Raw genomic sequence first — 14,959 nt, forward strand, 5'->3', positions numbered from 1 at the left:
TCAGCCACAAAATGCTCCAGGCCAGATGGAACAACGACTTCCTTCTCCGCGCCCTCGCCCATATGCGATAGCCCTACACTGAAAGGGGAGACCTGGTCCGCTTAGCGCCAGGTGCGGCCCGCATCTTTGCAAGCTAAGTCATGACTCCGAACTTGCGAGATTCGCTTTTGCTGCCTGGGTATCGCCGGCATGATGCAGCGGCCGCAAGTCGTGCGCGCGATGATGTGACGTTAGTGGACTAGTTCAGATGCAGCCAACAAGAGAGCGCCAGACCCGTAGAGTTGGGTGTCCGTGATCTGAACGGCGTCCGGCCTGTCGCCAATCTGCTGCACGCGGCCGAGCCGGCCGTTGACCGTCGCCGATGCCAGAGCCCGCCAGCCTTGTTCAATTACTGGACTAAACCGCTTTGCGTCGAGAAGTCCCATCCGCACCCCGGCGGCAAGGCCGTAGGTCAGCAATCCAGTGCAACTGGATTCCGGGGTGCCTACCTCGGGCGGAGCGAGCAACGATGTGGACCAGAAGCCATCCGGGCGCTGCAGGCTCGCTACGCGATCTGCGATCTCGACGAACAGGTTGACGTATTTCTCGCGCAGCGGGTCGCCGGGACGAAGCTCTCGCAGGATGTTGGCAAGCCCAGCGAGCACCCAGCCATTACCGCGGCCCCACAATATCTTTTCGCCATGTGCGCCAGTTTTCCCGATGAAGCGGCTGTCGCGGTAGAACAGGTGCTCCTGGCTATCGAATAGGAAGTCCTTCGTGGCCCAGAATTCCCTGTCGGCATAATCGCGGAAGCGCTGGTCCTTCTGGATGCGCGCAATGCCGAACCATGTCGCCGGCCCCATGAAGATGGCGTCAGACCAGCACCATCGCTGCAGGCATTCTGCGTTGTCGAATTCGAGCGAGACCTGTGGTGGGTGCTGCAGGATATATTCCAGCCGCTGCACGGTCGGCTCGATCATGCGTCGATCACCGAAATGATCATAAGCGGCGATGTAGACCTGCCCGATGGCATGATCGTCCGCAAGGTAGATCGGGGGCGCCCAGTCGCTGTTGCCGACCTGCCAGCCGGTGCGTTCTCCAAGCTCTCGGATCGTATCGAAGTATTTCATCTGACCTGGTGTCGCGGCCCATCTTGCGAGACCGATATAGAAGGTGGCGCGTGTCCAATCTGTTTCAGGCGCCTGGGGCACTTCATGAAAGTGCGACATTTGCCAGCTCGCGACTTGCTCGGCCGTAGTGCGTACGATTTCCGGCGCAAGTGAAGCAGTGAGCAGGACGGCCGCCAGTGCAATTGCCTTCATGCTCCCGCTCCTGACGTTCCCAACTGCTGACTACCATCAGTCCATCGGCGGATCGTAGCGCGGCGCGACCGCACAACGCTATCGTAACTGTAACATCGCTTTCAGCCCTTGCAGCAGTGGGTCGGTTTGCGAAATCCGGTTTGCGCCACGAGCTGCCTTCCGCCAAGTCGCACTTTGTGAAGGGTTTCGGATGCCGGCCGCGTGAAGGACGGCGCCGCGTGCTCGGCGGCCGGCATCCGAAACCCTTCACAGCAGCGGCCGGCGCAGACGCGCATGGCGGCGATTGGTCGGTGCCGAGGCTACTTTCGTCGGCGCCGTGTTCGCTTTAGGGGACCCAAGTTCGATTTGCTGAGACGCTTCGCATTCGCTGCTACGCGCCGTCGATAACGACGAACTATTTCATCTCCCGAAGCTCCAGACATTAACCTTGTGCCGGCTTCGACGGCCGCATCGATCTTTTCGCTGATCATGAGTTCGGCCTCGCGCCGGGCTCCTCTGCCACCCAACATCAGCTTCATCAGCCGCAGCGCAATCACATGATTGGCCTCAACCGCCAGCATCGTCAAAGATTTGAACCTTCGCCGACCCCTCAATCCCCGCATTACCAACTCCCCTACTGGACCATTGACCCACGGAGAACTCGCGCGACCTCTTATTGGGCTTGGGCTCCGGTGACGGCGCCGCGATGGCTGCCCAGTATATGAGCCGTGCTTAAGAGAACAAACCTTCCCGTGCCCCAACGCAGCCGGAAATGGGCACGAGATGGCCGCCGGCGCCCCTCCTTCCAAATGTCACCACATGACTGCCACGCGAAGAACAAAGCCCAACCGCGAATCCAGCGCAAACACGACGGAGGCTTGCTGATCAATTGATATTTGATATCCGGAGCGATTCCAATGTTGAGTGCGGATGGGAATAAGCCGGTCGGAAAATCCAGCCAGCGCAAGGGGAAGACAGGACAGCAGCGCAAGAAGACTGTGCCGAGCAAGGAAGCCCGCGCACAACAAGTTCCCGAGCCGGCGCCCGTGGCGGTCCAACTGGAGGGCGCCCAACAACAAATCAATGAACCTGAGCAGATCAGCGAGGAGATTCAGTTCAACGAGCCGATCAGCACACCGGTCGCGTCGATCGAAAGCGCTTCGGTTGAGGCTTCCGCGACTGATACCGTCCCCGCCCTCCCCATCGTAGCGGCCGAGCCCGTCGCCGTCAGCGTAGCAACGATCGCCGATGCCTACAGCGACTACACCAGGAAATCGCTGAACCAAACCTTATCCTTCCTGGAGAAGCTCGCGGCCGTCCGCTCGCTCGACAAGATGTTTGAGCTTCAGACGGAATTCGCGAAGCATGCTTTCGAGACCTTCGTCGCCGAGTCGGAGAAGATCCGCAAACTCCACGGCGAACTGGCCAGGCAGAGAGTGGTGGGCTTCGAAGGGTTCGTCGCCAGGATCACCCAACCGACACTGGAGCTGCGCGCTACGCGCCACTAACTGAGTTCTAATGGCTGATCATCCAGGGGCGCGCGGTTGGAAAGCCCTTGGCGCCGGTCTTGCTCTTGGTCATCAGGCGCGCCGGCTTTTTGCCGGTGCAGCAGCCGCAGCCGGGGCCGTGTGAGGCCTTGTACTGGTCGAGCGTTTTCGGTGCATGCGCGCTGCGCTCATTGGTGGCGTGGGCCTTGCGCTTGTCGGAGGGCATGCAGAAGAAGCTCGGGGCGGTCAGGATGACGCGCGGCGATTGCGCTTCGCATTGCGGGCAGTCTTGCGGCAGGTCGCATTCGGACATCGGCCGCATGTCCTTGAACGGACCGCACTCGTTGCAGAGATATTCGTAGACAGGCATTTTTCCTCCTTGCGCGATCAAACTTGAAAACTCGCGGCGGATGCGGGGCGGCAAATACGCGCCGTCCCGCACCTCGTTGCGCAGGGAGTTACTTGTCCGGCGAGATCGGCATCTGGATGTCGCCCGTGATGTGCTTGATCGGCCCGGCCGACGACGGCATCACGTCGAAGTCGAATATCTCCGTCGGCAGCCATAGCGTGGCGCAGGCATTGGGCACGTCGACGACCCCGGAGATGTGGCCCTGGCACGGCGCGGTGCCGAGGATCGAATAGGCCTGCGCGCCGGAGTAGCCGAACTTCTTCAGATATTCGATCGCGTTCAAACAGGCCTGGCGATAGGCGATGTGAACGTCGAGGTAATGCTGCTTGCCGGCTTCGTCGACCGAGATGCCTTCGAAGATCAGGAAGTCCTTGTAGTTCGGCGTGATCGGCGACGGCTTGAAGATCGGATTCTTGATGCCGTATTTCGCCACGCCATCCTTGATGACATCGACCTTGATGTGCAGCCAGCCGGCCATCTCGATCGCGCCGCAGAAGGTGATCTCGCCGTCGCCCTGGCTGAAGTGCAAATCGCCCATCGAGAGCCCGCCGCCGGGCACATAGACCGGGAAGTAGATCTTCGAGCCGCGCGAGAGATCCTTGATGTCGCAATTACCGCCATGCTCGCGCGGCGGCACGGTACGCGCGCCTTCCGCGCCGATCTTGGCCTTGACGTCGTCCTTGGCGCGGCCGGCATGCGCGGTCGGCGCGAACGGCGGATTGGCGAGCCCAGGAACGCGGGTCGGATTGGTCGCGATCAGTTCGGCCTCGCGCGCGTTCCAGGTCGACAGCAGTTTTGGATCGGGCGGGCAGCCGATCAGGCCGGGATGGATCAGGCCGGCGAAGTTGACACCGGGAACGTGGCGCGACGAGGTGTAGAGGCCCTTGATATCCCAGATCGACTTCTGCGCCAGCGGGAAATGATCGGTGAGGAAGCCGCCGCCGTTCTGCTTGGAGAAGAAACCGTTGAAGCCCCACAGGCTCTCCTTGAGCGGGCCGACGTCGAGGAGATCGACGACCAGGAGATCGCCAGGCTCGGCGCCCTTGACGCCGATCGGGCCGGACAGGAAGTGCACGATCGACAGATCAATGTCGCGCACGTCATCGGCGGAATCGTTGTTCTTGATGAAACCACCGGTCCAGTCATAGGTCTCGATGATGAAGTCGTCGCCGGGATTGACCCACGCCACGATCGGGATGTCCGGGTGCCAGCGGTTATGCACCATGTCGTTGTCGTAAGCCGATTTGGTGAGATCGACCTTGATGAGTGTCTCTGGCATCAAAAGCTCCCCTTTTTACTTGCCTTGGTTAGACGGACAGATATTTCGAGATCTGCGCGGCATCGACAGCATCACGCGGATCGTCGCGGACGATCTCGCCGTTCTCGATGACAAGCACACGGTCGGCGATGTCGAGCGCGAAGCTCAGCACCTGCTCGGAGACCACGATCGAGAGACCGCGCTCGTCACGGATGCGCCTCAAGGTGCGCGCCATCTCCTTGATGATCGAGGGCTGGATGCCCTCGGTCGGCTCATCCAGCAGCAGCACTTTCGGCTTGGTCGCGAGCGCCCGCGCAATCGCGAGTTGCTGCTGCTGGCCGCCGGACAGATTGCCACCGCGGCGGTTCTTCATCTCCAAGAGCACCGGGAATAGTTCGTAGATATCCCCGGGCACTTCGGACTCGCCGTGCACGACGAGGCCGGTCTCGATGTTCTCCTTCACCGTCATGGTGGAGAAGATCATGCGGCCTTGCGGCACATAGGCGAGGCCCTTGGCCACGCGCTCATAGCTTTCGAGCTTGTTGAGCTCCGCGCCGTCCATGGTCACCGAGCCGCTCTTGGTCGGCAGGATGCCCATCAGCGACTTCATCAGCGTGGTCTTGCCCATGCCGTTGCGGCCCATGATCGCCACGATTTCGTTGGGCGCGACTGACACGTTGAGCCCGTGCAGCACCTCGCTCTGGCCATAGGCGACGTGAAGATCGGAGATTGCGAGCATCGACGTGTTCCTTATTTCTTGCGCATGATCTTGTCCGGAAACCGGACGCCACTTTCCGGGATCATGCGCTAGTGCCCGAGATAGACTTCGATGACTTTCGGGTCGTTCTTGACGTGCTCCATCGTTCCCTCGGACAAAATCTGCCCCTGATGCAGCACGGTGACCTTGTGGGCGATGTCCTCGACGAATTTCATATCGTGCTCGATCACGAGCACGGAGCGGCCCTTGATGATGCGGTTGAGCAGTTCGGCGGTCTTGGCGCGCTCGGACACGCTCATGCCGGCGACGGGCTCGTCCAGCATCAGGAGGTCCGGGTCCTGGATCAGCAGCATGCCGATCTCGAGCCATTGCTTCTGCCCGTGGCTCAACTGGTCCGCATAGGTGTGGAGGCGATCTTTGAGGAAGATCATCTCGGCGACTTCCTCGACGCGCTCTTTCACCGTAGCGTCGCGCTGGAACGTGAGCGAGCCGAACACGGTCCGGCCGCGCGGGAAGGAAATCTCCAGGTTCTCGAACACGGTGAGGTCTTCGAACACCGAGGGCGTCTGGAACTTGCGGCCGACACCGGCCTGCACAATCTCGTTCTCGCGCAGCTTCGTCAGCTCCTGGCCGCGGAACTGGATCGAGCCCGAGGTGGCTTTGGTCTTGCCGCAGATCAGGTCAAGGACGGTGGTCTTGCCGGCGCCGTTGGGGCCGATGATGACGCGGATCTCGTTATCCTCGACATAGAAGGAGAGATCGTTGACCGCCTTGAAGCCGTCGAAGGAGACGGTGAGGCCGGAGACCGCGAGCAGGAAATCCTTGGGCTGATGACCGATGAGCATGACCCTCTCCCCTACTCTGCCGGTGCGCCGTCGGCGACGGGGAAGCCGTTACCGGGTTTCGACTTACGCGAGGCCAGCAGGCGATCGATGTGCGGCTGGACGTAGTCCTGCCAGATCCCTGAGAGCCCGTTCGGGAATGCCAGCACGACCGCGATGAAGAGCGCGCCCAGGCCGAACAGCCAGAGTTGCGGAAAGGATTCCGACAGGCTGGTCTTGGCGAAATTGACCAGCAATGAACCCCAGACCGCGCCGAAGATCGACATCCGGCCGCCGACCGCGGTGTAGATCACCATCTCGATCGACGGCACGATGCCGACGAAAGATGGCGACATGAAGCCGACTTCGAGCGTGAACATGGCGCCGCCGATCGCGGCAAAGATCGCGGCAGCGCAGAAGGCGAAGATCTTGAAATTGGCGACGCTGTAGCCGGAGAAGCGAACGCGGTCCTCCTGCTCGCGCATTGCCACCAGGATGCGACCAAGCTTCGTCAGTCGGATGAACTGCGCGGCGATGATGCAGGCAAACAGCAGCACGACCTCGACGAAATAGAGGATGAACTTGGCATGATCGGTGCGGATGTCCCAGCCGTGCAGCGTGCGGAGATCGGTGATGCCGTTGATGCCGCCGGTGTAGCCCTGCTGTCCGACGATCAGGATGGTCATGATCGCAGCGATCGCCTGCGTGATGATCGCGAAATAGACGCCGCCGACGCGCCGCTTGAACATCGCCGCGCCGATGATGAAGGCGAAGATTCCCGGCACCAGCATGATGGCGATCAGGGTGATCGGGAAGCTGTGGAACGGCTTCCAGAAAAAGGGAAGCTGCGTGAGCTGGTTCCAGTCCATGAAATCGGGAATGCCTGGAGTCGACTGAATCTTGGTGTTCTCGACGCTGGAGGCCTCGAGCTTCAGGTACATCGCCATGCAGTAGCCGCCGAGACCGAAGAACACGCCCTGCCCCAGGCTCAAGATGCCGCCATAGCCCCAGCACAGCACCAGACCAATGCCGACGAACGCGTAGGTCAGATATTTGGCGACCAGGTTGAGGCGGAAGATATCGAGCGACAGCGGCAGGATGACGAAGAGCAGGAGCGCGAGCGCGATGAAGCCGATCAGCTCGGTGCGGTTGAAAAAGCGCGAGTTGATGATCATGACCTTTGCCTGCTTGTTCTTACTTGCGGACCTTGAGTGCAAACAGTCCCTGCGGCCGCATCATCAGGATCGCGACGATAGCCAATAGGGTGAGCACCTTCGCCATCGAGCCCGACAGGAAGAACTCCATGGTCGACTGCGCCTGCGAGATGGTGAAGGCGGAAGCGATGGTGCCGACCAGCGAGGCCGCGCCGCCGAACACGACGACGAGGAAAGTGTCGACAATGTAAAGCTGGCCGGCGGTCGGCCCCGTCGAGCCGATCATGGTGAAGGCGCTTCCCGCGATCCCTGCGATGCCGCAGCCGAGGCCGAAGGTGTAGCGGTCGACCTTCTCGGTGTTGATGCCGACGGCGCCCGCCATCACGCGGTTCTGCACGACGGCGCGGACCTGGCGGCCCCAGCGCGACCAGAACAGCACATAGGCGACGACGATGGTAATCAGCACGGTGAGTCCCATCACGAACATGCCGTTGATCGGGATCTGGATCGCGTCGGTCGCCTGCCAGGAGCCCATCATCCATTCCGGCAGTTCGACGCCGACCTCGCGCGCGCCGAACAGCGAGCGATAGGCTTGCTGCAGGATCAGGCTCAATCCCCAGGTTGCCAGCAGCGTATCCAGCGGGCGCTTGTAGAGATGGCGTATCAGCGCCCATTCGACCAGCATCCCGAGCGCGCCGGAGGCGATGAACGCCAGGATCATCGCGAGGAAGAAGTAGCCAGGGAACAGCGACGGCAGATATTGCTGGAAGCCGTTCGACGTCATCCAGGTGACGTAGGCGCCCAGGATCATGAACTCGCCATGGGCCATGTTGATGACGCCCATCTGGCCGAAGATGATGGCGAGCCCCAGCGCCATCAGAACGTAGACCGAGAACAGGATCAGTCCGGCAAAGCCTTGCATGGCGAAGATGGCGCCGAGATCGCTGAGCGAATAGTCACCGAACATGATCCGTCCTCTGCATGGGGCAGCTTTACGCGCGCGCACGGCGCGTGCGTTTTGGGTGGCGCGGGCCCTGCGGCCCACGCCGACGTCATGAGAGTTGAGACGCGGCCTCAGGCGAGGCGCGTTCTCACTGGTAGCCCTTCGGGAACGGATCGGGCTCGACGAGATCGGCGGTCTCGTAGATCAGTTCGTACTGGCCGTCGGCCTTGGCGCGGCCGACGCGCGTCTTGGACCAGAGGTGATGGTTCTCGTGGATGCGGACATAGCCTTCGGGCGCGCCCTTGAACTCGGCGCCGGGCGATGCCGCCGCGATCTTGTCGATGTCGAAGGAGCCCGCCTTCTCCACCGTCAACTTCCACAGCCACGGGCCGAGATAGGCGGCCTGGGTGACGTCGCCGATCACGGTTTTCTCGCCCCACATCTTCTTGAAGGCGGAGACGAAAGCCTTGTTGTTGGGATTGTCGAGCGACTGGAAATATTTCATGCAGGCATAGGCGCCCGCGATGTTTTCACCGCCGATGCCGTCGATTTCGTCTTCGGTCACCGAGATCGTGAGCAGCGTCTGCTTGGACAGATCGATGCCGGCCGCCTTGAGCTGCTTGTAGAAGGCGACGTTGGAGCCGCCGACGATGATGGCGTAGATCACGTCGGGCTTGGTCAGTTTGATCTTGTTGATGACCGAGTTGAACTGGGTGTGGCCGAGCGGGAAGTATTCCTCGCCAACGACCTTGGCGCCCTGCAGATGGCCCTCGATGTGCTTGCGCGCGATCTTGTTGGAGGTGCGCGGCCAGATGTAGTCGGAGCCGAGCAGATAGAAGGTCTTGGCGCCCTTGGTCTTGTTGACCCAGTCGAGGCCAGCGATGATCTGCTGGGTGGCTTCCTGGCCGGTGTAGATGACGTTCTTGGACTGCTCGAGGCCTTCGTAGAAGGTCGGGTAGTAGAGCATGCCGTTGTACTGCTCGAACACCGGCAGCACCGCCTTCCGCGAGGCGGAAGTCCAGCAGCCCATCACGGCCGCGCATTTGTCGTTGACGAGGAGCTTCTTCGCCTTCTCGGCGAAGGTCGGCCAGTCGCTGGCGCCGTCCTCCTGGATGAACTTGATCTTGCGGCCGAGCACGCCGCCTTCCGCATTGATCTGCTCAATTGCCAGTTTTTCCGCTTCGACCGACCCGGTCTCGGAGATTGCCATGGTGCCGGTGACGGAGTGCAGGATGCCGACGGTCACTTCGCTATCGGTGACGGCAAGGCCGGTGGTGTTGACCGCGGACGTTGGCGGAGCTTCCGCAAACGAGGCGCGTGGAAGCATCGAGATGGCCGGCAGCGCCGCCATTCCCATCAGGAGCTTGCGCCGAAGCGGCGACCGCAGGCCCGGTTTCTTTTCGTCTGACATGAGCACCCCAACTGGTTCGAGAACGCGCTTAATGGTCAGGCGAGGATTGCCCAGATTTGTGCAGCGCACTGATACGCAAGATTGCGTATACTGCACCGCAAAATAGCGACGTAGGTTCTGGTACGGGATTTGCGAGCCAACGGGCGAGACCGACGTCGGCTCAGGAGGTGGGGAATTGGCAGGGCGGCAGCGGATAGACCGCGTCAGGCGCCAGTATAATCAGTGGGTTGCCAACCAGACGCTGGAGGACTACGCGCTGCGCTTCACCGCAAAGAGCGCGCGCCGCTGGTCCGCCGCCCGCGTTGCCAACACCGCGCTGGGCGCGATCTCGTTCCTGGCGCTGGAAGCGATCGGCGGCACCATCACGCTGAACTATGGCGCGATGAACGCGACCGCCGCCATCCTCGTGGTCAGCGCCATCATCTTCTGCTGTGGACTGCCGATTGCCTATAACGCCGCCAAGTTCGGCATCGATATCGACCTTCTAACGCGCGGCGCCGGCTTCGGCTATATCGGCTCGACCATCACCTCGCTGATCTACGCCTCCTTCACCTTCATCTTCTTTGCGATCGAGGCGGTGATCCTGGCGACCGCGCTCGAGATGTGCTTCGGCATCCCGCGGCCGATCGGCTATGTCATCAGCGCCGTCGTGATCATCCCGCTGGTGGTCTACGGCATCACCCTGATCAGCCGCTTTCAGTTGTGGACGCAGCCGATCTGGATCGTGCTGCACATCCTGCCTTTTGCCGCGATCGCCTACGCCCATCCGCGCTCCTTCATCGAGTGGCGCAATTTTGCCGGCGAGCATGGCGACCCCTCCGGCCAGATCGACTTGCTGCTGTTCGGCACAGCGGCGTCCGTGGTGTTCTCGCTGGTGGCGCAGATCGGCGAGCAGGTCGACTTCCTCCGCTTCCTGCCGCGCGACCGGCGGACGTCGCGGCGGGCATGGTGGATCGCGCTGCTCAGCGCCGGACCAGGGTGGATCGTGCTGGGCGCGCTGAAATTGCTGGCCGGATCGTTCCTCGCCTTCTTCGCGCTGAGCCACGGCGTTTCCTACGAGCACGCCGCCGAGCCTGCCAAGATGTATCTGGAAGCGTATCGCTACGTGCTGTCGCAGCCGGATCTGGCGCTGGCGCTGACCGGGACATTCGTGATCCTGTCGCAGGTGAAGATCAACGTCACCAACGCCTATGCCGGCTCGATCGCCTGGTCGAACTTCTTCTCCCGCCTCACCCACAGCCATCCCGGCCGCGTGGTCTGGCTGGTCTTCAACGTGATCGTCGCACTCTTGTTGATGGAGATCGGCGTCTACAAGGCGCTGGAGCAGACGCTCGCGCTCTATTCCAATGTCGCGATCGCCTGGGTCGGTGCTCTCGTGGCCGACCTCGTCGTCAACAAGCCACTGGGCCTCCGACCGCAACACATCGAATTCAAGCGCGCCCATCTCTGCGACATCAACCCGGTCGGCGTCGGCGCGATGCTGATTGCGACGATCGTCTCGATCAGTGCTTTCTATGGCGTGTTCGGACCGACAGCGAAAGCGCTCTCCGCCTTCGTCGCGCTGGCCGTGGCCTTCGTCACTGCGCCACTGATCGCCTGGGCCACCGACGGCAAATACTACATCGCGCGCAAGCCGAAGCGGAGCTGGCAGAACCTCGATCAGATCCAGTGCTGCATCTGTGAACATTCGTTCGAGCCTGAGGATATGGCCGCCTGCCCTGCCTATGCCGGCCCGATCTGCTCCTTGTGCTGCTCGCTGGATGCGCGCTGCCATGACCTCTGCAAGCCGCATGCGCGGATCCAGGCGCAGGTGTCGGAGACTCTGGGCAAATTGCTGCCGCAGCCGATCTATGCCCGCATCAATTCGCAGCTCGGGCATTATCTCGGTGTATTCGCGGTCTCCGCTGGCCTGGTCGGGCTGGTGCTCGGCCTGATCTATCTGCAGACCTCGGCGACTGTTGAAGCCGGCGACCTATTGTCGGACGTGCTGTGGAAGGTATTTTTCGGGCTGACCATCATCATCGGCGTGGTCGCCTGGCTGTTCGTGCTGGCGCAGCAGAGCCGACGCGCGGCGGAGGAAGAGACCCGGCGGCAGACCGCGCTCCTGATCCAGGAAATCGACGCCCACAAGCGCACCGACGCCGAATTGCAGCGCGCCAAGGAAGTCGCCGAATCCGCCAACCTCGCCAAGAGCCGCTATGTCGTCGGCCTGAGCCACGAGCTCCGCTCGCCGCTGAACGCGATCTCCGGCTATGCGCAATTGCTGGAGCAGGACAACAGCCTGCAGACGCGACCGCGCGAACAGGTGCGCGTTGTTCGCCGTAGCGCCGACCATCTCTCCGGATTGATCGACGGCATTCTGGACATCTCCAAGATCGAGGCCGGCCGGCTGTATCTCTCCCGCGACGAGGTTCGCCTGAATGATTTCCTCGACCAGCTCGTCGGCATGTTCCGCCTGCAGGCGGCGGCGAAAGGCGTCGAATTCATCTTCAAGCGGCCGGCCGTGCTGCCGGTCGTGGTCTATGCCGACGAGAAGCGGCTGCGGCAGATCCTGATCAACCTGCTGTCGAACGCGATCAAGTTCACGCAAGCCGGGCATGTGCAATTCGTCGTGCACTACCGCAGCCCGGTCGCCGAATTCGAGGTGATCGACACTGGCCCCGGCATCCAGCCGGACGATCTCGAACGCATCTTCGCGCCATTCGAGCGCGGCGCGCTCGGCGTCTCCCAGCCGCAGACCGGCACCGGCCTCGGGCTGACCATCAGCCGGCTGCTGGCGGGCGTGATGGGCGGCGACATCAAGGTGACCAGCGCCGTCGGCGCCGGCAGCACCTTCCGCGTCAAGATATTGCTCTCGGAAGTGACCAATCCGCGGCGCAGCGCGCCGACCGATGCACCCGTCTATGGCTATCACGGCACGCGCAAGACGATCCTGATCACCGACGATGATCCGACGCACCGCGATCTCCTGCGCGAGGTGCTCGCGCCGCTCGGCTTCATCCTGCTCAGCGCGCCCGATGGTCCCGGCTGCTTAGCGCTGGCGCAGCATTGCCGGCCCGACCTGTTCCTGCTCGACATCTCCATGCCGGGCATGGACGGCTGGACGGTCGCGGAAGCGCTGCGCTCGGCCGGCCATCACCAGGCACGCATCCTGATGATCTCGGCGAGCGCGCTGGAGGCGCATGGCGCCCCGCTGGCGCAGCCGTTCCACGACGGTTACCTGATGAAGCCGATCGATATTCCGCGCCTGCTCGAGACCATCCGCCTGCTGCTCAAGCTCGACTGGCAGCATGACGCCGACGAGGTGGCCGTGCCGCAGTGGCAGCCGGAGAGCGGCTCGCGGCCGCCGGTGAAATATATCGAGGAACTGATCGGCCTCGGGCAATTGGGCTATATCCGGGCGATCCAGCTCAAGCTCGACGAAATCGGAACTGAATATCCTGAACATGCCGACTTCGTCGCGCAGATGCGCTCACTGGTCGATCGTTTCGACCTCGATCAGTACATGGCGACCCTGAAGGCGCTGCACAGTTATGACCATTGAAAGCAAGAAGCGCGACGTCGCGCTCGTCGTCGACGACTCGCCGGAGACGCTGCGGCTCCTGACCGACGCGCTCGACGGCGCCGGCATGACCGTGATGGTGGCGCTCGACGGCGCCTCCGCGATGCGGATCGTGGACCAGATCACGCCCGACATCGTGCTGCTCGACGCGGTCATGCCCGGCATGGACGGTTTCGAGACCTGCCGCCGGCTGAAGCGCGATGCCGGGCTCGACAATGTGCCGATCATCTTCATGACCGGCCTCGCCGAGACGGAGCACATCGTGCGCGGATTGGAGGCCGGCGGCGTCGACTATGTGACAAAACCGATCGTGGTGCAGGAGATGCTGGCGCGCATCCGCGTACATCTCGCCAATGCGCGGCTGACGCAGAGCGCGCGCGCCGCGCTCGACGTCTCCGGCCGCTATCTGCTCGCGGTCAACGCCGCCGGCAAGATTCTGTGGGCCACGCCGCAGGCGCAGAGGCTGCTATCGGACACGCTGGCGGAAGACGGCGATGACGTCGTGCTGCCCGATCCGATCCCGCAATGGCTGGAGCAGGCGCAGAAAGGCAAGACGGCAGCGAAGACCACGACCATGGCCTCGTTTCCCGGCAACGAGCAATTGCGGCTGCAATATATGGGCAAGCTTGGCGCCAACGAATTCCTGCTGCGGCTGGCGAAAGACACCAGCGCCGATATGCCCGCGGAATTCTCCAGCGAGCTCGGCCTCACCACGCGCGAGGGCGAGGTGCTGTCATGGCTCTCCAAGGGCAAGACCAACCGCGACATCGCGCAGATCCTGGGGCTCAGCCCGCGCACGGTCGACAAGCATCTCGAGCAGATCTACTCCAAGCTCGGGGTGGAGAACCGCACCGCGGCAGCGGCGATCGCGGTGAATGCGAAGAACAGGAAGTCGTGAGGCAAATTTCACCGTCCGTCATTGCGAGCGAAGCGAAGCAATCCACCTCTCCACTTGCGGAGACATGGATTGCTTCGTCGCTTCGCTCCTCGCAATGACGGCGCTACTTATCAAGCACGCTGATATCAGCGACCAGCACGCTGCCCGTCGCAGATTCCGTAATGTAGAGCCGATCGCGGTTCTCGCCGCCGATCGCGACATTGGTGACGGCATTGCCGGCGCAGGACTTGATGCGGGCGATCAGCTCGCCTGACGGCGCGAACACGAAGACGTGGCCAAGCGAGACATGGGCGACGAACAGCCGGCCGGCTTTGTCCATCGTGATCCCGTCAGGCCCGCCAGGGCCGAACATCGTGCAGAAGCGGCCGACCTTCGACACGCTGCCGTCCTTCATGAACGGCGCGCGCCACACCGCGTTGTCGCGGGTCATCGCGACGAACAGCACGGCCTCGTGCGGATCGAGCACCAGCCCGTTGGGGCTGACGCCGGTCTGGATCAGGCAATCGAGCTGGCCGCTTGCCCGCAGGCGATAGACCCGACCGCTCGGATCGTGCAGGCCGGTCTGGCCCTGGTCGGTGAAATAGATATCGCCCTTGGAGGCGATGTGCAGATCGTTGCAGCCGCGGAACGATTCCGAATTGCGCGAGGTCAATACCGGAAGCATCCGCCCTGCCCGTGCATCGAGCTCCATGATGCCGTGCCGGTAGTCGGCGACAAGGATGCGGCCTTTGGAATCGATCTTCAGCCCGTTCGGCCATCCCTGATACTCGACGGCCAGCGACCATTTCTTATCCGGCGAAATCCTGAAGATGCGACCGAAGGGGATATCTACGATGTAGAGATTGCCATCCGCGTCGAAGGACGGACCTTCGATGAAGCAATCGGTTGGCTGACCCGGGCGATTGGCATCTGCCCATTCGGTTGACTGCTTGCGCCGGAATTCGTCCGGCATGGCTGAGAAGATCGCGGTCTCGATCAGTTTCGGCGGCGTTTCCAGGTACAGCATTTCTTGGTTCAC

Annotated in this window: 12 protein-coding genes; 3 read left to right on the forward strand and 9 right to left on the reverse strand. The window is 62.2% G+C overall.

All coding sequences use genetic code 11. From position 1 onward, the window contains the following. Positions 1 to 230: 230 nt before the first annotated feature. A complete protein-coding gene (locus AAFX91_RS06885; protein WP_394565946.1) occupies positions 231 to 1,301 on the reverse strand; it encodes a glycoside hydrolase family 105 protein in 1,071 nt (356 codons plus the stop codon). A gap of 896 nt (positions 1,302 to 2,197) precedes the next feature. On the opposite strand from AAFX91_RS06885, the gene AAFX91_RS06890 reads away from it, so the two are divergent. Continuing rightward, positions 2,198 to 2,788, forward strand: a complete 591-nt coding sequence (locus tag AAFX91_RS06890; RefSeq protein WP_394565947.1) for a phasin family protein — start codon at positions 2,198 to 2,200, stop codon at positions 2,786 to 2,788. Positions 2,789 to 2,795: 7 nt separating this feature from the next. Here AAFX91_RS06890 and AAFX91_RS06895 read toward each other — a convergent pair whose 3' ends face one another. The 7 genes from AAFX91_RS06895 to urtA all read right to left on the reverse strand — a co-directional run bounded on the left by AAFX91_RS06895 (position 2,796) and on the right by urtA (position 9,481). Continuing rightward, a complete protein-coding gene (locus tag AAFX91_RS06895) occupies positions 2,796 to 3,137 on the reverse strand; it encodes a zinc ribbon domain-containing protein (protein WP_394565948.1) in 342 nt (113 codons plus the stop codon). Positions 3,138 to 3,225: 88 nt separating this feature from the next. Further along, positions 3,226 to 4,455, reverse strand: coding sequence for a formamidase (fmdA, locus tag AAFX91_RS06900; RefSeq protein WP_394565949.1), 1,230 nt, complete (start codon positions 4,453 to 4,455; stop codon positions 3,226 to 3,228). A 28-nt stretch (positions 4,456 to 4,483) separates the two neighbouring features. Then, positions 4,484 to 5,173, reverse strand: coding sequence for an urea ABC transporter ATP-binding subunit UrtE (gene urtE, locus AAFX91_RS06905; protein WP_394565950.1), 690 nt, complete (start codon positions 5,171 to 5,173; stop codon positions 4,484 to 4,486). Between the two features lie 68 nt (positions 5,174 to 5,241). Continuing rightward, positions 5,242 to 5,997, reverse strand: coding sequence for an urea ABC transporter ATP-binding protein UrtD (gene urtD, locus AAFX91_RS06910; protein WP_130580551.1), 756 nt, complete (start codon positions 5,995 to 5,997; stop codon positions 5,242 to 5,244). An 11-nt stretch (positions 5,998 to 6,008) separates the two neighbouring features. Continuing rightward, positions 6,009 to 7,148 (reverse strand): urea ABC transporter permease subunit UrtC, encoded by a 1,140-nt coding sequence (urtC, locus tag AAFX91_RS06915; RefSeq protein ID WP_394565951.1) that lies wholly within the window; start codon positions 7,146 to 7,148, stop codon positions 6,009 to 6,011. 19 nt (positions 7,149 to 7,167) lie between these two features. Beyond that, complete coding sequence (urtB, locus tag AAFX91_RS06920) at positions 7,168 to 8,094, reverse strand: urea ABC transporter permease subunit UrtB (protein WP_394565952.1); 927 nt, start codon at positions 8,092 to 8,094, stop codon at positions 7,168 to 7,170. A gap of 124 nt (positions 8,095 to 8,218) precedes the next feature. Further along, positions 8,219 to 9,481, reverse strand: coding sequence for an urea ABC transporter substrate-binding protein (urtA, locus tag AAFX91_RS06925; RefSeq protein ID WP_394565953.1), 1,263 nt, complete (start codon positions 9,479 to 9,481; stop codon positions 8,219 to 8,221). Between the two features lie 175 nt (positions 9,482 to 9,656). On the opposite strand from urtA, the gene AAFX91_RS06930 reads away from it, so the two are divergent. Further along, entirely contained in the window at positions 9,657 to 13,025 is a 3,369-nt protein-coding gene (locus AAFX91_RS06930; protein ID WP_394565954.1) for an ATP-binding protein, read from the forward strand. Next, on the forward strand, positions 13,015 to 13,941 hold the full coding sequence (locus AAFX91_RS06935) for a response regulator (protein ID WP_394565955.1): 927 nt from the start codon (positions 13,015 to 13,017) through the stop codon (positions 13,939 to 13,941). The genes AAFX91_RS06930 and AAFX91_RS06935 overlap by 11 nt, the downstream gene beginning before the upstream one ends. Before the next feature lie 103 nt (positions 13,942 to 14,044). On the opposite strand, the gene AAFX91_RS06940 is transcribed toward AAFX91_RS06935, so the two are convergent. After that, the gene (locus AAFX91_RS06940; protein ID WP_394565956.1) at positions 14,045 to 14,947 is read right to left on the reverse strand and encodes an SMP-30/gluconolactonase/LRE family protein; all 903 of its coding nucleotides are present in this window, start codon (positions 14,945 to 14,947) and stop codon (positions 14,045 to 14,047) included. Positions 14,948 to 14,959 lie beyond the last annotated feature (12 nt).

Origin of the sequence: Bradyrhizobium sp. 31Argb, from assembly GCF_043638955.1 — a bacterium.
Taxonomy (GTDB): domain Bacteria; phylum Pseudomonadota; class Alphaproteobacteria; order Rhizobiales; family Xanthobacteraceae; genus Bradyrhizobium.

Coding starts and splice junctions, on each gene's coding strand:
- AAFX91_RS06935 (WP_394565955.1), top strand. CDS start 13,015: ATGACCATTGAAAGCAAGAAGCGCGACGTCGCGCTCGTCGTCGACGAC.
- fmdA (WP_394565949.1), bottom strand. CDS start 4,455: ATGCCAGAGACACTCATCAAGGTCGATCTCACCAAATCGGCTTACGAC.
- AAFX91_RS06895 (WP_394565948.1), bottom strand. CDS start 3,137: ATGCCTGTCTACGAATATCTCTGCAACGAGTGCGGTCCGTTCAAGGAC.
- urtE (WP_394565950.1), bottom strand. CDS start 5,173: ATGCTCGCAATCTCCGATCTTCACGTCGCCTATGGCCAGAGCGAGGTG.
- urtC (WP_394565951.1), bottom strand. CDS start 7,148: ATGATCATCAACTCGCGCTTTTTCAACCGCACCGAGCTGATCGGCTTC.
- urtB (WP_394565952.1), bottom strand. CDS start 8,094: ATGTTCGGTGACTATTCGCTCAGCGATCTCGGCGCCATCTTCGCCATG.
- urtD (WP_130580551.1), bottom strand. CDS start 5,997: ATGCTCATCGGTCATCAGCCCAAGGATTTCCTGCTCGCGGTCTCCGGC.
- AAFX91_RS06890 (WP_394565947.1), top strand. CDS start 2,198: ATGTTGAGTGCGGATGGGAATAAGCCGGTCGGAAAATCCAGCCAGCGC.
- urtA (WP_394565953.1), bottom strand. CDS start 9,481: ATGTCAGACGAAAAGAAACCGGGCCTGCGGTCGCCGCTTCGGCGCAAG.
- AAFX91_RS06940 (WP_394565956.1), bottom strand. CDS start 14,947: ATGCTGTACCTGGAAACGCCGCCGAAACTGATCGAGACCGCGATCTTC.
- AAFX91_RS06885 (WP_394565946.1), bottom strand. CDS start 1,301: ATGAAGGCAATTGCACTGGCGGCCGTCCTGCTCACTGCTTCACTTGCG.